Annotated in this window: 20 protein-coding genes and 2 pseudogenes; 9 read left to right on the top strand and 13 right to left on the bottom strand. The window is 60.7% G+C overall.

All coding sequences use genetic code 11. The features are described 5' to 3' along the window. Nucleotides 1-80: 80 nt before the first annotated feature. A complete protein-coding gene (locus ACX3P1_RS15575) occupies nt 81-692 on the top strand; it encodes a dienelactone hydrolase family protein (RefSeq protein ID WP_459080518.1) in 612 nt (203 codons plus the stop codon). 205 nt (nt 693-897) lie between these two features. On the opposite strand, the gene ACX3P1_RS15570 is transcribed toward ACX3P1_RS15575, so the two are convergent. Both ACX3P1_RS15570 and ACX3P1_RS15565 read right to left on the bottom strand, forming a co-directional pair. Continuing rightward, on the bottom strand, nt 898-1,362 hold the full coding sequence (locus ACX3P1_RS15570; protein ID WP_459080492.1) for an SRPBCC family protein: 465 nt from the start codon (nt 1,360-1,362) through the stop codon (nt 898-900). Continuing rightward, nucleotides 1,359-1,694: an ArsR/SmtB family transcription factor gene (locus ACX3P1_RS15565; RefSeq protein WP_459080491.1), complete on the bottom strand. Its 336-nt coding sequence runs from the start codon at nt 1,692-1,694 to the stop codon at nt 1,359-1,361. The genes ACX3P1_RS15570 and ACX3P1_RS15565 overlap by 4 nt, the downstream gene beginning before the upstream one ends. A 390-nt stretch (nt 1,695-2,084) precedes the next feature. Here ACX3P1_RS15565 and ACX3P1_RS15560 point away from each other — a divergent pair. After that, nucleotides 2,085-2,287, top strand: a pseudogene (locus ACX3P1_RS15560) (hypothetical protein); the annotation flags it as partial. Nucleotides 2,288-2,412: 125 nt separating this feature from the next. Here ACX3P1_RS15560 and ACX3P1_RS15555 read toward each other — a convergent pair. From ACX3P1_RS15555 to ACX3P1_RS15545, 3 genes are all read right to left on the bottom strand, one after another. Further along, nucleotides 2,413-3,654, bottom strand: coding sequence for an MFS transporter (locus ACX3P1_RS15555; RefSeq protein ID WP_459080490.1), 1,242 nt, complete (start codon nt 3,652-3,654; stop codon nt 2,413-2,415). 205 nt (nt 3,655-3,859) lie between these two features. Continuing rightward, nucleotides 3,860-4,240, bottom strand: coding sequence for a hypothetical protein (locus ACX3P1_RS15550; protein WP_459080489.1), 381 nt, complete (start codon nt 4,238-4,240; stop codon nt 3,860-3,862). Between the two features lie 68 nt (nt 4,241-4,308). Then, the gene (locus ACX3P1_RS15545; protein ID WP_459080488.1) at nt 4,309-5,622 is read right to left on the bottom strand and encodes a sulfite oxidase; all 1,314 of its coding nucleotides are present in this window, start codon (nt 5,620-5,622) and stop codon (nt 4,309-4,311) included. 249 nt (nt 5,623-5,871) lie between these two features. Here ACX3P1_RS15545 and ACX3P1_RS15540 point away from each other — a divergent pair, with 249 nt between their 5' ends. Together ACX3P1_RS15540 and ACX3P1_RS15535 are read left to right on the top strand one after the other, a co-directional pair. Continuing rightward, the gene (locus ACX3P1_RS15540) at nt 5,872-6,033 is read left to right on the top strand and encodes a hypothetical protein (protein WP_459080487.1); all 162 of its coding nucleotides are present in this window, start codon (nt 5,872-5,874) and stop codon (nt 6,031-6,033) included. A 247-nt stretch (nt 6,034-6,280) separates the two neighbouring features. Continuing rightward, nucleotides 6,281-6,445: a hypothetical protein gene (locus tag ACX3P1_RS15535; protein WP_459080486.1), complete on the top strand. Its 165-nt coding sequence runs from the start codon at nt 6,281-6,283 to the stop codon at nt 6,443-6,445. A 92-nt stretch (nt 6,446-6,537) separates the two neighbouring features. On the opposite strand, the gene ACX3P1_RS15530 is transcribed toward ACX3P1_RS15535, so the two are convergent. Beyond that, a complete protein-coding gene (locus tag ACX3P1_RS15530; RefSeq protein WP_459080485.1) occupies nt 6,538-6,891 on the bottom strand; it encodes a hypothetical protein in 354 nt (117 codons plus the stop codon). 89 nt (nt 6,892-6,980) lie between these two features. Between ACX3P1_RS15530 and ACX3P1_RS15525 the strand changes: the two genes are divergently transcribed. Further along, nucleotides 6,981-8,654 (top strand): winged helix-turn-helix domain-containing tetratricopeptide repeat protein, encoded by a 1,674-nt coding sequence (locus tag ACX3P1_RS15525; protein ID WP_459080484.1) that lies wholly within the window; start codon nt 6,981-6,983, stop codon nt 8,652-8,654. 105 nt (nt 8,655-8,759) lie between these two features. Here ACX3P1_RS15525 and ACX3P1_RS15520 read toward each other — a convergent pair whose 3' ends face one another. The 7 genes and pseudogenes from ACX3P1_RS15520 to ACX3P1_RS15490 all read right to left on the bottom strand — a co-directional run bounded on the left by ACX3P1_RS15520 (nt 8,760) and on the right by ACX3P1_RS15490 (nt 14,548). After that, nucleotides 8,760-9,083 (bottom strand): phosphoglycerate kinase, encoded by a 324-nt coding sequence (locus ACX3P1_RS15520; protein WP_459080483.1) that lies wholly within the window; start codon nt 9,081-9,083, stop codon nt 8,760-8,762. A 317-nt stretch (nt 9,084-9,400) separates the two neighbouring features. Continuing rightward, on the bottom strand, nt 9,401-10,036 hold the full coding sequence (locus tag ACX3P1_RS15515) for a GGDEF domain-containing protein (protein ID WP_459080482.1): 636 nt from the start codon (nt 10,034-10,036) through the stop codon (nt 9,401-9,403). A 442-nt stretch (nt 10,037-10,478) separates the two neighbouring features. Beyond that, the gene (locus ACX3P1_RS15510; protein ID WP_459080481.1) at nt 10,479-10,691 is read right to left on the bottom strand and encodes a nuclear transport factor 2 family protein; all 213 of its coding nucleotides are present in this window, start codon (nt 10,689-10,691) and stop codon (nt 10,479-10,481) included. A 150-nt stretch (nt 10,692-10,841) separates the two neighbouring features. Beyond that, nucleotides 10,842-11,087: pseudogene (locus tag ACX3P1_RS15505) on the bottom strand (transposase); the annotation flags it as partial. Between the two features lie 208 nt (nt 11,088-11,295). Then, a complete protein-coding gene (locus tag ACX3P1_RS15500; protein WP_459080479.1) occupies nt 11,296-11,766 on the bottom strand; it encodes a transposase in 471 nt (156 codons plus the stop codon). Between the two features lie 282 nt (nt 11,767-12,048). Next, entirely contained in the window at nt 12,049-13,545 is a 1,497-nt protein-coding gene (locus ACX3P1_RS15495) for a xylulokinase (protein WP_459080478.1), read from the bottom strand. A gap of 22 nt (nt 13,546-13,567) precedes the next feature. Continuing rightward, nucleotides 13,568-14,548 (bottom strand): sugar-binding transcriptional regulator, encoded by a 981-nt coding sequence (locus tag ACX3P1_RS15490; protein ID WP_459080477.1) that lies wholly within the window; start codon nt 14,546-14,548, stop codon nt 13,568-13,570. 140 nt (nt 14,549-14,688) lie between these two features. On the opposite strand from ACX3P1_RS15490, the gene ACX3P1_RS15485 reads away from it, so the two are divergent. The 4 genes from ACX3P1_RS15485 (at nt 14,689) to ACX3P1_RS15470 (ending at nt 18,689) form a co-directional block, all read left to right on the top strand. Next, nucleotides 14,689-16,014: a sn-glycerol-1-phosphate dehydrogenase gene (locus tag ACX3P1_RS15485; RefSeq protein WP_459080476.1), complete on the top strand. Its 1,326-nt coding sequence runs from the start codon at nt 14,689-14,691 to the stop codon at nt 16,012-16,014. 7 nt (nt 16,015-16,021) lie between these two features. Continuing rightward, entirely contained in the window at nt 16,022-16,837 is an 816-nt protein-coding gene (locus tag ACX3P1_RS15480; RefSeq protein WP_459080517.1) for an HAD-IIB family hydrolase, read from the top strand. Nucleotides 16,838-16,954: 117 nt separating this feature from the next. Next, nucleotides 16,955-17,815: a carbohydrate ABC transporter permease gene (locus ACX3P1_RS15475; protein ID WP_459080475.1), complete on the top strand. Its 861-nt coding sequence runs from the start codon at nt 16,955-16,957 to the stop codon at nt 17,813-17,815. Nucleotide 17,816: 1 nt separating this feature from the next. After that, on the top strand, nt 17,817-18,689 hold the full coding sequence (locus ACX3P1_RS15470) for a carbohydrate ABC transporter permease (protein WP_459080474.1): 873 nt from the start codon (nt 17,817-17,819) through the stop codon (nt 18,687-18,689). The last annotated feature ends 9 nt before the right edge of the window (nt 18,690-18,698 follow it).

Genomic DNA, 18,698 nt, shown 5'->3' with positions numbered 1-18,698 from the left:
CTCAGCAGCATTGGCATTGCTTCGTTCACCCTTGACAGCTACACCGCGCCTGGTCTGAGGACCGCCTCGGCGATCAGTCCCTGTTCGGTCAGTTCACTCAGATCTACGACACATTCAGGGCCATTGACGTTCTTGCCACACACTCGAAGGTAGACGCCAACCGCATTGCAGTGATGGGCTTCACACGTGGCGGCAACGCGGCGCTCTATTCTGCATTGACGCGCTTCCAGACGGCGTGGGGACCCAAAAAGGCGCGGATTGCTGGCCATCTACCATTCTATCCTGCATGCAATTTCGTGCTGGTCGGTGAAACGGAGGTCACGACAGCGCCTATTCGCGAGTTTCACGGCAGTGATGACGACTGGACGCCTGCCGCTCCGTGCCGAGACTACATCGGAAGATTGGCTGCCGCCGGTTATGATGCAAAGATGACGGAGTATCCCGGCGCGCTGCACGGCTTCGACAGCCCGCGCAATCCGGCCCGTTTTTCGGACCCAGATGCCCAAACTTCCAGGAACTGTATGCGGAAGGAGGTGGATGGAAGGCTGGTCAACGCCGAAACCGGCCGACTCTTCAGCTACTCGGATTCATGCGTCGGATACGGCCCCAGCTCCCAGTACAATGATGCTAGCGCGACCGCATCGCAGGAGGCTGTCAAAACCTTTCTGAGAGACCTGTTCTGGGGCCGCTGACGAGCGCCACAGTATCTTTTCAACGTCAGCCGGCATTCGAGTTGCCACGTACATCATGGGCGCTCTCGGCAGCGTCGGTTGTTGCGGGGAGGAAGAATGAAGCCCGTAATTAAAAGTCCCGACCTTCACTGTTTCCACTCGAATACCGGCTTCGGCCAGCGCGATGTGGCAGGCGAGGCTACATACCCCCGGAGTCAAATAGAGTTCATCGCGCCAGGTATCTGTCCAGACTGTCGAGCGTATCGTTCCAACCGCCGAGATGACCGTCACGCGAGGCTTCCGAATCGAAGAATGACTGATGCAGCGTCAGCCGCGTGCCGCCGCCCTCCGCGTCGGCCAGCATAACTGTGACTGTCGTCTCATGTCCGGAACGGCCGGCTGCTTCCTGCCACGCATGGGTGAAGACGATCTTCTCGCCAGGCACAATTTCGATATAGGCCCCGCTCAGCCAGTGATCTTCACCCTGCGGCGAGCGCATGCAGGTGCGGAACTTTCCACCGGTGCGTATGTCGCCTTCGGAGAAGGGGATGGTGAACCCTGTCGGACAGCACCAGCGCTTCAGATGCTCGCCATCGGTCCACACCTCGAATACCAGTGCGCGGGGCGCAGTCAAGGTACGGTGGATTATCAGCTCGGGCCGGACTTCAGCCTTGGTCGTCGGCACGTTCATTTCGTCTCTCCTTCCTGTATTTCCCTGAGGTAATGGTCGAGGTTGTCGAGGCTTTCGTCCCAATAGCGGCGATAGTTTTCGAGCCAGCCAGCAAGGTCGCGCAGCGGCTCGGGTCTGAGCCTGCGTGGGCGGAACTGCGCCTCGCGCCCCTGCTCGACCAGACCCGCCCGCTCCAGTACCTGCAGATGCTTGGAAACGGCCGGCATGCTCATGTCGAACGGCGCGGCCAGTTCCGACACCGTCGCTTCACCCAGCGCAAGCCTGGCGACGATTGCTCGTCGGGTCGGATCGGCAAGAGCGGCAAGCGTAAGGCTCAATGGGTCAGCAGGCACGCTATTAAACCGATCAGTTATTTAACCTATCGGTTTAATATAGAGCGCAGCGAGCCTTGTCAAGCCGCCTCATCTGCAGGCATATTATGGGCGCCGCCGCCATCAATCGAAGCTTGGCAGCACCAGCCACATCGATGCCGGAAGGCTCGACAGCAAAGCCATCAAGGTGAGCCCGACAGCCGCTGCCCGGCAGATGACGCGATGATAGCGTATCGCCACCGCCCGGATGGTGGGTTGCGAGAAGAGGACCGCGATCAGCGTATACCAAGCGACGCTCATCGAGATCGTCACCGCTGACACAGCAACGTCCTCGCCTGATCCCTGGATTTTCAGGAACAACCCCATGAAGGCAACTGCAAACCTAGTGGCAAGCCAAACACCACCTGGAACCAGCTTCGCATTGATGAAGTGGTGGCCAAGGTCCTGCCGAAAGGCGAGGTCAAGGCCGTGCGCAAGCTGAAGCTCAATACGGACAGCTTGCATTCGTTGGCGACGGGATCAACAGCGCACCTGCGTTTGCCGCGGATGTGGGTCTTGCAGTCAGCCCCGGCACCGATATTGCCATCGAGGCGGCAGACGTCGTATTGATGTCGCGGCTGGGGTCAGGTCCGATTGCGTGTGTGAATCCGTTGGCCGACATAAGCAGCCGATCTTCGGCGACCTGTTTCATCGATCTCCTTCTGTTCGGTAAAGCCGGTCGCCCAAGTCCAGTTCGAGTTCAGCGCGTGGCTAGTTCGGCGTCCCCGGCTCGGGTGTCGAGCAAAAGGGCGATCTGAGGCGTGCACGGCAGCGGCGAGGCCACAGCCGTCTCCGCCTGGCCCTGTGCACGCCGCAGTAGGGCGACCATCGCCAAAACCGCCAGAAGAACGCCGGCATAGGCGAACAAGCCTGAAGGTCCGAGCCTGCTCATGAGTAGGCTGGCCACGAACGGCCCAATGGCCGCGCCAAGGCCATTGAGAAGCAGAAGACCTCGCGCAGCCGCCAGCATCTCACTGGCCTGGAGCCGGTCGTTGGCGTGGGCTACACAGAGCGTATAGAGCGGAATTCCGAAGCCTCCGAACAGGAAGCCGAGACCGAGAAGGGCTGGAAGTCCGGCCGCGCCGACTAGAACGAAGCCTGCGGCGGCCGCCGCGGCAGCAAGAGAAGCGCCCGCGATGACCAGTCGGCGCGGCGCGTGATCAGACAGCCAGCCAAGCGGCCATTGCATGACCAGCGCGCCTGCCAGCACGGCTGCCATGAAGACGGAAATGCCGGCTGTATCGAGGCCGTTCTCCTGCGCGAAATTGGGTCCCATGCCCCAGAAGGCACTGAGCGCGAGGCCGGACAGGAAGGCGCCGAGCGTGCCGAGCGGCGACAGAGCCAACAGCCGATGCAGCGACAGCCGCTTCTGGGGTGGGATTGCCGGCGGGCGACCAGGCAAAAGCGTGATCGGCGTCAGCGCGAGGGAGATCAGAATGGACACCACGAGAAACAAGACGATCCCCTGCGGCGGTGAGAGGTTCAGCAGCCCCTGGCCGAGCGCCCACACACCCATCGTGACGACGCCATAGAGCGAGAGCAGCCGACCGCGCGTCGCCGCGACCGCATGGGCATTGAGCCAGCTTTCGACCACCAGGATCAAGCCTGCATAGGCAAAGCCCGTCACCACGCGCAGCAGCATCCATGCCAGTGGATCGATGAAGAGTAGGTGCAGCAGGGCGGTCACCGAGGCGACGGACGCGAAACCGGCGAAAGCGCGGATATGGCCCGCCGAAATGATAACGCGTGACAGGAGCATAGAGCCGAGCGCATAGCCGGCAAAATACATCGACATCATGATGCCGATCGACTCGCCGGCAAAGCCTTCATAGCCGGCGCGCACCACCAACAGCGTTCCCAGGAGTCCGTTGCCGAGCACCAGCAGGCCGACGCTGACAAGTAGCGCCGCTACCGGCGCAACGGTGAGGCGGGCGACTTTCACGAAGGCTGCCCGGGCCTCAGGATGGGCTTGCTCCGAGCTTGCACCGTCCTTCGACAGGCCGATCGGCTGTCAGCGCCCATTCTCGCCATCATCCTTCGCCACAGATATGGCCACCCTCGACACGCTTCAGCGCATCGGAGCGAAAAGCGGAGAAAATGTGAGTGCGGGATCAATATTATCGTGGAACTCGGTTTATCCAAGGCTGTCATCTTTCCGATGAGAAATGCTCTTTCAAATAGCCAAGAATCGTTTCCTTCGTTTCTTCACCCGGATCCGCCATGCCCTGGTCCTCAATCATCCAGTCCCACAGATAATCCCAACGCGCATCCGAAATTTTCTGCTGCTTGATGATGGCGGTCGAGTGGCATGCGGAGCACATGTAATAGGTATCCTCGACGCCCGCCGTATCCGGCAGGTTCCCGAACTCCGGATTTAGCGCAGCCGCGGGGCCGCCCTCCGGCGTGGCTGCGGGCATTCCCTGTACCGCACGCATCGGGTCATACGCTTGCCCGGCAACCGCCCCTGTCACGCCAAGCAGCAGCATGGCAGCCGCAACACCGGCTGTCTTGAGGTTGAGATGCATCATTATCCATCCTGTATCAGGTGAGGCGGCAACCTCCGACCGAAGTTGCTGCCGCCTTCGAAGATTATGGCTCAGGCCGCAATCAAGGCGATACGGTGTTGCATGTTGTTGCCATAGCCGCGCGGGTTCCAGCCGGGCACGACCGGAGGCTGACTTACCCCATCCATATCTGTCGCGCGGGCCCAGACTTCGTAGTAACCTGCCTCTGGCAGGGTGACATCCGCACGCCAGCGCTGCCATGCATATTTGTTGGGCGCCGGCTCGAGCTTCGCCTCCGTCCAGGTCTGCCCGAAGTCGATCGACACATGAACTGCCTTCACGTCACCGTTGCCAGCCCATGCATGACCGCGGACCTCGGTTGCTTCGCCCGCCTTCGTGGAAGCACCGGTTTCCGGAAAAGTGACGAGTGACTTTATAGGCATGACCGTCATGATGGCCATGTCGGATTCCGGCACCTCGGTGCCCGGTGCGACGGGCCTGGCTGGCAGGCGATAGGAATATCCGGTCATTTTCGCGCCGTCATGTTCCTTTTCGCGGACCCAGATACGGGTCAGATATTTCTGCGAAACCGAACCGGGATAACCGGGGATGACCAGGCGCAACGGGAAGCCGTGCAGCGCAGGAACTGGTTCGCCATTCATCGCCCATGCGATGATTCCATCCGGCTCCATCGCCTTCTCGATCGGCACCCCGCGAGAAATCACCACCTTTTCCGTATCGCCGGAGAGATGAACGTCATTGCCGTAGTGGCCCGTATAGACAGCACTGCTTTTCACGCCGGCCGCTTTCAGCACATCGGCCAGGCGAACACCGGTCCACTCAGGGCAACCCACTGCGCCCAGCGTCCATTGATTGCCGGATGCCCCCGGCTGAAAGAACGCGCGTCCGTTACCGCCGCATTCGACCACAAGTCGCTTGGTCACGTTCTCGAACTGGGACTTGAGGTCGTCGATTGAAAGCTCAAGCGGCTTGTCGACTTCACCATCTATCGTGAGCGTCCAGCCTTCGGCGTTCTGGTCCAGCGCGGTTTGCGGCACCAGTCCGTTGGCGCGGATGAACATCCGGTCGTAGGGCGTCACTTCGTCATCGAGAAAATGAGCAGGGGTTTCCGCATTCAACGGTTTGTCGTTCAGAAGCGTGAGGCCGTTCTTGCCACTCATCAGTTCCTGGCCGCTATCCTGCGCCAACGCTACCGGCACCACACCGCTTGGCAAATTGCGCTCAAACGGCATCGCCATGCCGACCATCGCGCCCAGCGTCGATAACCCAGTATATTTGAGAAATGAACGGCGCCCCGCCTGTAAAAGCTCAGAATCTGAAGTCTGACCACTTTCGCCTTCGGACAAATCATCGCCCACCCGACCATGCTCATCCAAATTCATCATTTCTCTCTCCTTTGGAGCTATTTCCGTTTGTCCCGGAGATATTAGCCTATCCCCGTCTCAACGTCGAGCAACATGGGCACAGTGCGGGTTATCACCGCAACCATCGCCGGTTACTCCACGCTGCACTTGGCCGCCGTCACGCTCGATACCGTTCTCAAGCTCGGCTGGCGCATCCGGGCTTGCCCGTATCCATTCGACGAATGGTAGGGTGACATCCTGCTTTCGTTCGTCGGCATGCAGATAGCAGCGATGCAGATGGATGTCGGCTTCAATGCCCTTGGAGATCAGCGCAGCCCGGAACCAGTTGGAATCGTATTCTCGGTAGCCGAGCAGAGCTTTTTCTGCTGGCAGTATATCGAGGTTGATCGGTCTGATCTCGATGGCGATCAGGGCGCAGCTGTGACCCCCTGATCCGGAACGTGCGGTGAACGATCCCAGTTCATAGGCTGCATTCCCCCAGTATCCCGCCTCGCTTCACCAAATTTTTCCAATGCTAAAAAAGCTTTACTCCGAACGCCCTGCGCTCGAAATCGTTCCATCAGTAAGGACTCCGGTGTCGGCGTTGCAGGCAGAAGGACGGCCTAGACTCGGGCAGGTCAGGTCAGAATGGCCTGATCTGCCCGCAGGGCGAGCAGTCGAACACCGCGCGGGCGTCGCCATGGCGTGCGCCGAATTCCGGTTGGCGCTGGCGATCGAGGACGAGGCCGCGCGCGACCATATCTGCATCGAGGCGCTGACGCTTCTAGACCGCGTCATGCACTGGATGGTGACGGCGGAGGATGAAGATCAGAAAGAAAGCTGGCCGCTGCTCGGCCAGCGATAGCGGGGTCCGCATAGGGTGAAAATTTGCCGTGTATCTCGCTGTCGAAACGACTTTGTCAGGCCAGCTTCCTGACGTTCCTAGCGTTATAGCGGTTAGGATGATGAGCGCGTGCCGCGCCGGATGACCGGCACGAAGAGGTATTTCACGGTGCGTTCGCGCATCAGCAACAGCGCTTTCGTCGTGTCCATATCGGGGGTCGCGGCCGGTCGGGTGCAGAGATAGAACTCGTCGCTCGGGCTCAGGATGATGCGAGGATCACCCTCACTGACCTGCTCCCTAAGGCTGGAGACATAGAAACCGTCGGGGTTGGAGCGGACGTCGTCTTCTGCGGCAACCTCGTTGACATGGTCAGAGCCGCAGAGTTTCGTGATGCGGGAATCCGCCTTTGCTGCCGTTTGCGCCGCCGAAAGAACAACGAGAGCGATGATGAGCATGGTGCGTTTCATATCTTCCTCCTTGCCAATCCGGTGCTGTTGGGATCACTTGGAAACGACGGCCGAATTGGCTGCGCTAGGAAGCGCGCCAGGGAGGTGAAATGTCCCGAAAAGCCCCTGAAATTGATACGAACTCTGCTGAAACGATCAGGTTTCACGGTTTTGTCTTTCTGACGAAAAGCAAACAGCTCCAAACGGCTGAAGGACAAGCGATCGACCTTCGCAGCCAGTCCGCCGAGGTGCTCTCCGCGCTCGCGGCGCGTCCGGGCGAGATCGTGTCAAAAGATGCGCTGATGCAGGCGGTTTGGCCCGATACCTTCGTCACCGACGACAGCCTTACCCAATGCATTGCCGATATTCGCCGCGCCTTGAGGGACGACCAGCACGTGATCGTGGAAACCCTCCCAAAGCGAGGCTACCGGCTGCATACCGATCCAACAGACGCGGCAGGCCCCAACGCCGCAGCCGGTACGGAACGAGCCAGGACACGATCCTTGCGGCGCAGCTTCATTCTTGCTGCAATCGTCCTCGTCGCGGCAGCGATCGGCGCGTATTACAGCGCGGCAATGTGGCAATCCGTGACGATTCCTCCGTCCGATATGCCGAGGATTGCGGTCCTTCCATTCGAGGACAACAGCACTGGTGCGGACGGGGGATACCTGAGCGATGGCGTCGCCGAGGGGATCATCACCGAGTTAGCGCGGAGCAAGACCTATGCCGTCATCGCCCGGAACTCGAGCTTCAGGTACCGTGGCCAGCCGGTTGATGTAAGGCAGATTGGCGACGAACTCGGCGTCGACTACCTGCTCGAAGGCAGCCAGCAGAAGATCGGAGACCGGCTGAAAGTGACCGCCCAATTGCTGGATGCGCAGGACGGATCGCATCTCTGGGCCAACACCTACAACCGGGAGATTGGCGATCTCTTCGTCGTCCAGGAGGAGATCATCCGTACGCTTGCCGATCGGGTCGGACGCCGGATCGAGCGCCCCCTGCCAAAGAGCGGCGCTGCGCAGGTCAGCGCGCTTCACTATCACCTGATGGGGATTGCCGAGAACCGAAAAGATTTCTCTGCAGCGGGGAACGCGCTGCAGCGGCAGTTCAGCCTCAAGGCGATCGAAGCGGATCCAAACTCCCAGTTCGGCTACATCGGGCTGGCCTGGACCTATCGCAATGACGCGCTATTCTGGCACGAGCAGGAAAATAGCTATGGCGAGGCGTTAAAGCGCGCCGCCGAATACGCCGACAAGGCCATCCTGCTTGCTCCGGACGATGCCGAGGCGCATCATGTCCGCGCCCGCATCCATACCGAATCTGGAGAGATCGAGCAGGCCATTGCGCGGTACGATCAGGCGATCGCCCTGAACCCCAGCGCCTCGAGTATCCTCAACGGCAGTGCGGTCCCGCTGATCTTTGCCGGCCGAATCGACGAAGCGATCGCTCGGATCGAGCAGGCCAAGGGCATCGATCCTTTCCACCCCGACTGGCTCCACTGGGACATGGGCTGGGCGCTCTACGAAAAGAATGAATGCGGGGCTGCGCTGACGGCGATGCGGAAAATGTCCAGAATCCCGAGCGGCGCACACCGAATGCTTGCGGGGATCCACGCTTGTCTGGGAAACGAGCGGGAGGCAAAGGAAGCGCTTGCGGTTTTCCTCAAAGATTCGCCCGGCGACTCCATCAGCAAACAACGCAGGCAGTGGGCGAAGATGTACACCGCCCCCGGGAGTCTCGACCGCTGGCTCGAACACATGCGGATGGCGGGATTGCCGGAGTGACGGCCGATCGCATGCCATCCGGCAGAAGCCAAACCACCATGCCTCAGGGCATGGTGGCCGGGTGTTGATAGGCCGCATAATCAAAAAACCGGCCCGGTTACGGCGTCACCGCCATGAGGTGTAGAACACCGTGAGGACGGCGGCGAAGGCGTCACGGGCGAAGGCGACAAAGAGCAGATCGTCGGCGATTTCGGAGCCGTCGGTTTCGCGGGAGAAGAAGCCGCTGGTCTGCGGCAGCGCACCGTTTTCCAACAGGACGAGGTCAGCTTCGGCCAGGTGCAGATTGTCGCAATTGAACTCCGGGTTCGTCCCGCCCTTGCGCCGATTGAGGTCGTGCATCCAGCCGTACAGGTTGAGGTGTTTGCGCCAGTAGTGAATCTCAGACGCGAAATATGATAGCGCGAAGAGCAAAAACGGAGCATCTTCCACGAATTCGGTCTCGCGGGGACACGATAGCGGGGCCAGATCAGGAGAGGTCCATGCATTCCGTTGCTCTCTCGACCGCACGAGCACTCCTCCCAAACGATGATCTAGAAGCATGACCCTGCGGATGCTGCGGCAAACCTGCAATGGTGCGGGTTTTGGTCAAACCGCTGTTCTACGTGTGCGAGGACTGCTTCGAAAGCATCCTTTCTGAGGAAACCGATGTCCGGGGTTGACCGGCAGTCAGGCCGCATGAGGCGTCACATGGCGGGCTTCAGGGCCGGCTATCAAGTGAGGCTGTGCTTCTCGAACAAATCCAATGATCAGGCTGCCGCTCGTTCGGGCTTGCCCTGAACGATCCGATCGCGACCACCGGATTTTGCCAAGTAAAGGTTTCGGTCGGCGGCAATCAGCAGCACGTCAAGCTCCTGCCCCGGCCGATGCACCGATGTGCCAATGCTGACGGTGATTTCATAAGGGCTGAGCCCTATGGCTCCACACACAGCCTTAGCCTTAAGCCGGATGCACTCGCAGACCAGCGTTGTTCTTTCGTGCCCCGCGCCTGCGAGAAACGCCGCGAATTCTTCGCCACCAAGACGACCGACAAGATCATCGTCATGGATGCTCGATTTTAATGCGGCGCCAAATTCGCAAAGGACGGCGTCTCCCACCGCATGACCGAATGTATCATTTACCGATTTGAAGTGGTCCGCATCAATGAAAAGCAGCGTGCCGGCACTGCTTCCGTCAGCGGTGACAGTGCGGCGCTGCGCTTCCAGCAGGAAGGTCTTTCTGTTCAAGAGGCCTGTAAGGTCGTCAATACTGTTGGCTCTGGTCAACTCGTTCGCAAGTTCGGCAAACTCAGCACTTCGCCTCATGAAAAAATAGGAAAACGGGAAGGCCACCACTATAACGGTCAGGGTTGTCAGCGCGAGGTCGAGCAGCAGCCTGTCCGCCAAAAAATATCGCAGAGAAGATCAGCGTGAGAATATCTGCACCCATGACCGCTACCACAACAATCAGGCAGGACTGCCCGAGAACAGACAGCCCATTAAAACGTGCAATCAAAGAATCCAGCCTAAGCATCTCCCTATCGCCCAATACTAGCCAGACGGAATACTAGCGACGATTGATGAATACGATGCTGAGAATTCCCTTCAACTTGTTCCTTCAAGGGAAGCTCGCGCGCTGCGGGGAACTAGATCGCCGCTACAGCCTTGGCATATCAGGGACCAACAACCCTTACGCCACGATTTTCCAGTATGAGTCTTTGCGGATCACCTTGCCGTTGCGAAATGTGTAGAAGTCACAGCCGTGCACCTCCGTTTTCGTTCCTGCGCGGGTGGTGCCTGTGAGGGTCCATTTCGGCATGCCGGTATCGGCGGCCGCATCCACAAAATGCTAGTCGTTGCCGTAGTGGACATCGGGCAGACCTTCAAAACGCGTTGCCAGCGCTTCCCGTACATTCTGTTTGCCCTCGAAACGCGAACCCCAGGGATTGCTCCCCCTCGGCATCTCCAGGACACAATCGTCAGCAAAGAACGCCATGATGCGGTCAAGGTCGTGCGCGTTGAAAGCCGCACATAGCTCTGTCAGGGTCGATCTAATGTCCATCGCCTTGCCTCCGACCAGTCGGATTTCATATTTTTGTGCACGTCGGCGCTCTTCTAGTCACTCCGATCATCGAGAATGTCGACGACCGAGCGACGCTCGAGATCAACCACGATAGGTAATCCGGCATCTCGACAATGCGCCACTTGCCCTTCATGTCGCCGCTCCCAGGAGCTTGGGCAGGCGGATCAGATTGTAGGCAGCCAGCGCCAGCGTGAAGGCGGCATCGATGCGGTCGCGTCCTCGCAGCTTCACCTTGTCAAGTCCGGCGGCGCTCTTCACCCAACCGAACACCTCTTCAATCCGCTTTCGGCAACGCTGGCTGGCGGGTATCCGGCGTGACGAAGCGTGCGCTTGCCGATGGCCGTCTTGCGCGGCTTGCCAGTCTTGCTCAGATGTCCGTCGATGGCGATGTGCGGCGTACGCGGCGACTTCTTAACTCCTCCACGAACGCGGTCACATCGCAGGCCTTGTCGGCGCCCAGCGTAATCCGCCGCCTGGCTTGGCCGCGATGGCTATCGATCAGTTCCAGCGCGATCTCCCGCTCGGCCGTGCCGGTGCCCTAGCTCACCCCACCCAGCACAGCCAGACCGTGGCGGGTTCTCCATCAGGGCATGGCCCATGTAGCAAAGCTTTGCCGGCTGGCCGTCGCCCTTCTTGTAGAGCCGCGCCTCAGGATCGGTCGTGCTCTCATGCGTCGCATTGGAGCGCTTCTCCTTATGGAAACTGTGCTCGGCGTTGCCCCCGGACCGTTGCTGTCCTGGTCGCCGCCATCCTTGCGGCGAAAGCTCTTGATCGACGCCCAGGCCTCGATCAGCGTCCCATCCACCGAGAAGTGTTCGTTCGACAACAGGCGCTTCACCTTGGGCTGCGCCAGGATCGCGTTCAGGAACTTCGCGGCGATCTCCCCTTCAAGCAGCCGGTTCCGGTTCTTCGAGAAGGTCGAGTGGTCCCACACCGCGTCGTCAACGCCCAAACCCACGAACCAGCGGAACAAGAGATCGAACTCCAGCCGCACCATCAACTGCCGCTCCGAGCGCGCCCCGTAAAAGGCATGCAGCAGTATCGCCCTCAGCAATCTCTCCGGCGCGACCGAAGGACGTCCGAAGTTCGTGAGAGCCCTCCGAAATCCTCCGACAGATCGCCCAGCGCCGCGTTCGCGATCTCCCGGATCGCACGCAACGGATGGTCCCGCCGAACCCGCCCCTCCAGGTCCACATAGCTGAACAGAGAACCCGTCCGCTCGTCACTACCTCGCATGCGTCCGCCTCCGAATCCTTCAGAGACAGTGAATCACGACCGCGTCCCGACGACGACACACTTCTTCAACAGCCTGCTAGATGCCGTAATGGGCCGGCGCCTAGCTCTGCCAGGCAAACCGGGTCGCGGAAAAGACCTCGGCCTGCTTGCGCGACAGCGAGGCCCATGCCTCGCGGGTGGATAGGTCGGGCGCAATCGTTTCGGCAACGCTGGTCATGGCGTCCGCAGCCTTTTCGAAGCTGTCGAACCAGCCGATGCCAACCGCCGCGCTGATGGCGGCGCCGAGCGAGGACGCTTCGGCGCTCTGGCCTTTCTGGACCGGGATCCCGGTCGAATCCGCGACCATGGCGGTCCATAGCGGGCTGGCGGCGCCGCCGCCGATGGCGACGATGCGGCTCGGCGACAGGCCTTGCCTACGCATCTCCTCAAGCGCGCGGGCCGACTGCAAGGTGATAGCCTCCAACCCGGCGCGATAGAAATGGCCGAGCGTATGCGAGGGATGCATGCCGATGAAACTGGCGCGCGCGTTCATGTCCCAGTGCGGGTCCATGCAGCCGACGAGCGTGGTGCCGGCCAAAAGTCCATCCGAGCCAATGGGCACTGCCGCCGCTTCGTGCTCCAGCCGTTCGAAGATCGATGGGTCGGCGCGGCCACCGGCAAACATGTCGACGAACCAGTTGACAAAATAGGTGCCAGCCCGCTGCACCGCCTCCAGGAAATAGCCGTCGCCGGTGGGCGAGGTCATGGTGCGCCAGTATGGCCCGATGACGGGGTTGGGCGACCACATGCCGGCGATGATTGCCGTTCCGAGATTGAAGTAGACGACGCCGTCGCGCACCGCATTGGCGCCAAGGCCCGCACATTGGCCGTCGCCGCCGCCGGCAATCACCGGGGTTCCTTCGATCAGGCCCGTTGCAGCCGCCGCTGCGGCATCGACGGTGCCAACTTTCGTTCCAGTGCGAACCACGCCGGGCAGTTGCGCTGGATCGATGCCGAGCGCGTCGAGGATCGGTCGTGACCACTCCTTGCGCGAAATGTCGAAGATGCCGAACGGGTCGGCGCTGGTCCAGCTGGCGCTCGGCGTGCCGGTCAGTTGCATCGTCAGATAGCCATGTACGTCGAGGATCTTTGCGGCCCGGTCGAGGCGCGTCGGCTCGTTTTCGCGCAGCCATTTCAACCGGTAGACCACCGGGGTCACGTCGATCGGCTTGCCGGTAATCGTGTGCAGGCGCTCGCGGCCGAACTCATCGGCGAAGCGGTCGACCAGGCCGGCGGCGCGTTCGTCGAGCCATACGCTTGCCGGCCCGATAGGCTTTCCCTCGGCATCGATCAACGCGACCGTCTCGCGCTGGTTGGAAATGGCTATCGCGGCGATGCGTTTCGGATCGACCGCACTGGTCACCTGTTGCAGCGCCGTGTGGGCGGCCTGCCACCAGTCCGCGACTTCCTGTTCGACGAAGTCCGGCCTCAGCTTTGCCAGTTCGAGCGGCGCGCGGCCTTCGGCAACCGCCTTGCCGTCGCTGCTCCAGGCAATCGCTTTGCAGGACTGGGTCGAACTGTCGAGGCCTACAACCAGTTGGTCGCCGATGGTGCTCATGGTCTTTTCCCCTGGATGCGCGCTATTCGAGGAGAACGCGGGCCGTGGCCATGTCGGTGACGAGGTGCGTCGCGTAACCGCCTCGAAGCCCCGCACGGATCGCCTCGATCTTGTGGGAACCGCCGGCGGCGCAGATGCGCACCGGCACGGCCTTCAATTCGTCGAGAGTGATGCCGATGGTGCGGCTTTCGAGCGGGCTGGGCAGCGGTCGTCCCTCGACGCCGATCAATCTTCCGATGATGACGCCGACCGCGCCCTGGTCGATCATGCCGGCAATCGATGCGGCATCGCTAATCTCGGTGCGGACATAGGTGCTGTCGGGACCGATGTCGCCGATGCCGAAGATGACCTTACCGGCGGCGCGGATCATGCGGAATTGGTTGACCAGCATCGGTTCGCGCATCAGTTCCTCATGCAGCCTTTCACTCGAGACGATTGCCGGGGCCAAGAGATTGATGCAGCGCGCGCCGAGGCGGTTCGCCATCAGTGAGGTGCAGAATTCTGGCGAGAAATCGCTGGTGCCGGTCGAGCTTCCGCAAAGTTGGACCACGCTGACGTTCCTGGCGTGCCGGGGGCCGGAAATGGAGCGCGCGGCAGCGAGCACCGTCCGGCCCCAGGCAACGCCGATTGTGTCGTCGAGCTCGATCATCGAGGCCAGCAGCCGGCCTGCCGCCTCGCCGATGCGCCGGTCGGTGTCCTCGCGGTCGAGGTCCGGGATGACGGCTGCGCTGCTCAGCGAATACCGCTCCACCAGTTTGCGGGAAATCAGCGTGCGGGCAAACGCCTGGTGATCGATCTGCACGGTAACCAGGCCGGTTTCGCGCGCTTCCTGGAGGTAGTTGACCACGCTCGCCCGCGAAACGTTCATGGCCCTGGCCACCTCGCTCTGGTTGAGCTGGTCGACATAATAAAGCCACGCCGCCCACGCCACCGCGCCATCGAATTCCGGCGGTGTTGACAGAGCGGCGTTGCGCGGTACGCTGGTGGCATCGGAAGCATTCATGCGCTGTTTTCGACCGGCTGATGGAACCATGTCAAGGGCCGACGATAAACCTCATTGACAAAAGGCATTCGTGGATGACAATTGTTTCAACCGCCGACGGTCGCATCATGACCGATAGGTTGTGACAGGAGATGCATTCCATGACGAAACCGGAATCCGGTTCCTGGACTGGCCTGATTGACGATATTCTTGACGGCCGCTGGACCAGCCCGGAAACGGGCGAGAAGGCGGCCGTGCCCTATGACCGCATCGTCATCGAAGACAGCCTTGAAGGACGCACGGCCGAACTGATCGGCGAACTCGACCTCGGCAAGCGCTTTACGGTTGTCACCGATGCAGCGACCTATGATGCGCTCGGCGAGCGGGTGGCGCGCGAATTGAAGGCGCTGGGGCCGGTCGAGGTGGTGATCCTCGATCATCCGCATGCCGACATGGCCAATGTCGAGAGCCTGACTGGCAAGCTTGCCGGAGCGGAGGCGGTTGTCGCGGTCGGCTCAGGTACCGTCAACGATCTGTGCAAATTCGTGACCGGCCGCACCAATCGGCGCTATTGCGTGTTCGGCACGGCTGGCTCGATGAACGGCTATACGTCGACGACCGCGTCGATCACGCTGGAAAGCGGCCTGAAAGTGTCGCTGCCCTCGCATGGGCCGTCGGGCTTCTTCGTCGATCTCGGCGTATCGGCAGCCGCGCCCACCTATCTTTCGGCGGCGGGGTTCGGCGATTGCCTTTGTCGTTCGGTCGCCCAGATCGACTGGTGGATGTCGCATCGCCTGCTTGGTACCGACTATCATCGGGTGCCGTTCCTCATTCAGGAAAAGGACGAGGCCGAACTCAACCAGCGCGCGGCCAAGCTTGCCACGCACGACCTTGAAGCAAATGGCTATCTCTATCGTGTTTTGACTCTGTGCGGTCTTGGCATTTCCTTCACCGGCATTTCCAACCATGGTTCGATGGGCGAACACCAGATTTCGCATTACATCGATTGCTTTGCCGGCAAACGCCATCCGGGTACGCTGCACGGAATGCAGGTGGGCGTCGCCTCGCTGACCATGGCGCGGTTGCAGCAGACGATGCTGGCGCAGGAAAAGCCGCCGGTGGTGAAGCCGACCAAACTCGATGCCGTCGGCATGGAGCGGCGTATGGGGGCTGCCGCCGGGCAATGCTTCGAGGAGTTTCAGAAAAAGGCATTCGACGAAAACAGCGCTGCCGCCTTCAACGAGCGTCTGCAGCAAGTGTGGCCTGAACTTCGTCGGGAATTTCAGGCGTTCATGCTGCCCGTAGATGAAATGGTCGGCTTGCTTGCATCCACTGGCGGCCCAACGACGGCGGCCGAACTCGGCGTACCGGTCGATTTCTACCGCGAGGCGGTGGTCCATTGCCGCGAAATGCGCAACCGCTTCTCGTTCCTGGACATTGCCGCTGACGCGGGAATGCTTGAGGATTTTGCACGTGGGGAAGCATAAGGTGCGGATGCGCGCACTGAGCGATTTTCCGGCGGACGCCGCCGCCCGCATCCGTGGCGTCTTTTGCGATATCGACGATACGGTCACCACCGATGGCCGGCTGACCGCCGAGGCCTATGGCGCGCTGGAGCGCCTGAGCGATGCCGGCCTTGTCGTTGCGCCCATCACCGGCCGGCCGGCCGGCTGGTGCGATATGGTCGCCCGCTTCTGGCCGGTGGCCGGTGTGGTCGGTGAAAACGGCGCCTTTTATTTTGCCTATAACGAGAAGACGCGAAAGATGATCCGCGTCTTTGCCGCGGATGCTGCGGAGCGCACGGAGAACAAGCGCCGGCTCGAAACCATCGAAAAGCGCGTTCTTGCCGAGGTGCCGGGTTCGGCGGTATCGGCCGACCAGGCCTACCGCGAGGCCGACCTGGCGATCGATTTTTGCGAGGACGTGCCGGCGCTTCCAGCCGGTGAGGTCCAGCATATCAAGCAGATTTTCGAAGAAGAGGGCGCGGTCGCCAAAATATCCTCGATCCACGTGAATGGATGGTTTGGTCATTACGACAAACTGTCGATGACGCGGCGGTTTGCGACGGATAGGCTGGGTGTTAATCTCGACGCGGCCAAGGACGCCTATGTGTTCGTTGGCGATAGCCCGAACGACGCACCGATGTTCGGGTTCTTTCCAAATGCCTGCGGGGTTGCCAATATCAGGGACTTTGAAGGCCGTATCGAAGCCGAACCTGCCTTCGTTGCAAGCAAGCGCGGTGGAGCAGGCTTCGTCGAAATTGCCGACATGCTTTTGGCACATCGGCAGCCGTCGCCGTCGAGGATATAGGGACTATCGGCGACCTTCTTCGCCGCCATAGACAAATGTACGAGATGTGAACAATCGTGCATCGCAGAACGGAACGCTTCGGAGGAACACGTGAAGGTCGCTCAGGCAAGACGTTTTATGATCTCCGATCATCCGTTGCCCTGGCTGTTGCCGCTGGTGGCGATCTTGCTTGTCTTCACCGTCTATCCGCTGATCTACAACATCTGGCTGAGTTTTCACGAATATGCGCCGCGCCGGCGGGCGCTCGAGTTCGTTGGAACAGAGAACTGGGTGCAGTTGTGGAACGATACGCGGTTCTGGCAGTCGCTCGTCATCACCTTTATCTATTTCGCCGTTGCGCTCACCTTCGAACTCGCGCTCGGCATGGCAATCGCGCTCTTGCTCGACTATGACGGCTTCGGTTTCGGTTTCCTGCGCGGGGTGCTGACGATGACGCTGGTCATCCCGCCCGCCATCGCCGGCATGATGTATCTGCTGATGGAAGACCCGCAGTTCGGCATCATCAGCTATTTCCTGCAATGGACGGGGCTTCTCGATCCTGCCCATCCGATCCTGGCGACCGCATCCACAGCACTTGCCGGCGTGCTGTTGCCGGAGATCTGGCAATGGACGCCGTTCATGGTGCTGATCTTCCTCGCGGGCCTCAGGGCCTTGCCACGCGAGCCCTATGAGGCGGCGATGATCGACGGCGCCTCGGCGTTCCAGATATTTCGGCGCGTGACGCTGCCGATGATGTCGAAGGTGATCGCCATCGCGGTGCTGATCCGCGGCATCGATCTGTTTCGCGTGTTCGACTACGTCTTCGTCATGACCTCGGGCGGTCCCGGAACCTCCACCTATTCGCTCTCGCTCTATGCTTGGCAGCAGACGTTCAGCTTCGTCAAATGGGGCTATGGCGCGACGCTCAGCCTGGTCACGCTGGCCATCATCCTGATCGTCGCCAGCCTGTTCATCAAGGTCGCGAAGGTGAGGTGGTGAGATGAACGCTTCCGCCGCATCGCGCACGCTTCGCAACGTCGCCGCCTGGGTCGTCGTCGGGCTTTTCTTTTTCCCGATCTATTACTGGACGTCGGTTGCGTTCAAATATGGCAACGATATTTTCAGCCGGCCGCCGAACCTGTTCAACTTCACGCCGACCTTCGACAATTTCCAGAAAGTGTTCGGCATATCGCTGGGAAGCGGCGGGGTGACGGTGACGCCCGGCGGCGGCAATTTCTTCATGGCACCGCGCATCTGGGATTCGCTCGTGGTGGCGACGCTGTCGACGCTGGTTGCGATCATCGTCGCCACGCTTGCGGCCTATGCGCTGTCGCGCATCAACTTTCGCGGCCGCCACAGCTTCGTCAACTGGGTACTGTCGACGCGCATGATGCCGCCGGTCGCCGTCGCGGTGCCGATGTTCTTCATCTACAAGAAGTTCGGTCTCATCGACACCTTCACCGGCATGGTGCTGATCCACGCGCTGATGAACCTGCCGCTTGCCGTGTTGTTGATGAAGAGCTTCTTCGACGACATCCCGGTCGAGATCGACGAGAGCGCCATTGTCGACGGGGCCAGCCGCTTCACCATTTTCCGGCGCATCGTGTTGCCGATGGCCAAGGGCGGCATCGCCGCGACCGCCGTCTTGTGCTTCATCTTCAGCTGGACCGAGTTCCTGTTCGCGCTGACGCTGACGACTACCGGCTTGAAAACCGTGCCCGTCGTTTCGTCTACCTTCGTCACCTCGATCGGGACTGCCTGGGGCAACATGGCGGCGCTGGGCGCGGCATCGATCATCCCGGCATTCATCTTCATTCTGTTGGTTCAAAAGCACTTGGTGCGCGGACTCACCATGGGATCGCTGAAACAATAGATGGGAAGG

It is taken from the genome of Mesorhizobium sp. A623, assembly GCF_054489405.1.
This window is presented reverse-complemented; position numbering and strand designations above follow the sequence as displayed.

Bases quoted from the DNA above. Each gene is read 5' to 3' on its own strand.
- ACX3P1_RS15490 (WP_459080477.1), bottom strand. From the start codon at position 14,548: ATGAATGCTTCCGATGCCACCAGCGTACCGCGCAACGCCGCTCTGTCA.
- ACX3P1_RS15545 (WP_459080488.1), bottom strand. From the start codon at position 5,622: ATGATGAATTTGGATGAGCATGGTCGGGTGGGCGATGATTTGTCCGAA.
- ACX3P1_RS15475 (WP_459080475.1), top strand. From the start codon at position 16,955: ATGATCTCCGATCATCCGTTGCCCTGGCTGTTGCCGCTGGTGGCGATC.
- ACX3P1_RS15535 (WP_459080486.1), top strand. From the start codon at position 6,281: ATGGCGTGCGCCGAATTCCGGTTGGCGCTGGCGATCGAGGACGAGGCC.
- ACX3P1_RS15485 (WP_459080476.1), top strand. From the start codon at position 14,689: ATGACGAAACCGGAATCCGGTTCCTGGACTGGCCTGATTGACGATATT.
- ACX3P1_RS15495 (WP_459080478.1), bottom strand. From the start codon at position 13,545: ATGAGCACCATCGGCGACCAACTGGTTGTAGGCCTCGACAGTTCGACC.
- ACX3P1_RS15550 (WP_459080489.1), bottom strand. From the start codon at position 4,240: ATGATGCATCTCAACCTCAAGACAGCCGGTGTTGCGGCTGCCATGCTG.
- ACX3P1_RS15510 (WP_459080481.1), bottom strand. From the start codon at position 10,691: ATGGACATTAGATCGACCCTGACAGAGCTATGTGCGGCTTTCAACGCG.
- ACX3P1_RS15525 (WP_459080484.1), top strand. From the start codon at position 6,981: ATGTCCCGAAAAGCCCCTGAAATTGATACGAACTCTGCTGAAACGATC.
- ACX3P1_RS15570 (WP_459080492.1), bottom strand. From the start codon at position 1,362: ATGAACGTGCCGACGACCAAGGCTGAAGTCCGGCCCGAGCTGATAATC.
- ACX3P1_RS15480 (WP_459080517.1), top strand. From the start codon at position 16,022: ATGCGCGCACTGAGCGATTTTCCGGCGGACGCCGCCGCCCGCATCCGT.
- ACX3P1_RS15470 (WP_459080474.1), top strand. From the start codon at position 17,817: ATGAACGCTTCCGCCGCATCGCGCACGCTTCGCAACGTCGCCGCCTGG.
- ACX3P1_RS15530 (WP_459080485.1), bottom strand. From the start codon at position 6,891: ATGAAACGCACCATGCTCATCATCGCTCTCGTTGTTCTTTCGGCGGCG.
- ACX3P1_RS15540 (WP_459080487.1), top strand. From the start codon at position 5,872: ATGCAGATGGATGTCGGCTTCAATGCCCTTGGAGATCAGCGCAGCCCG.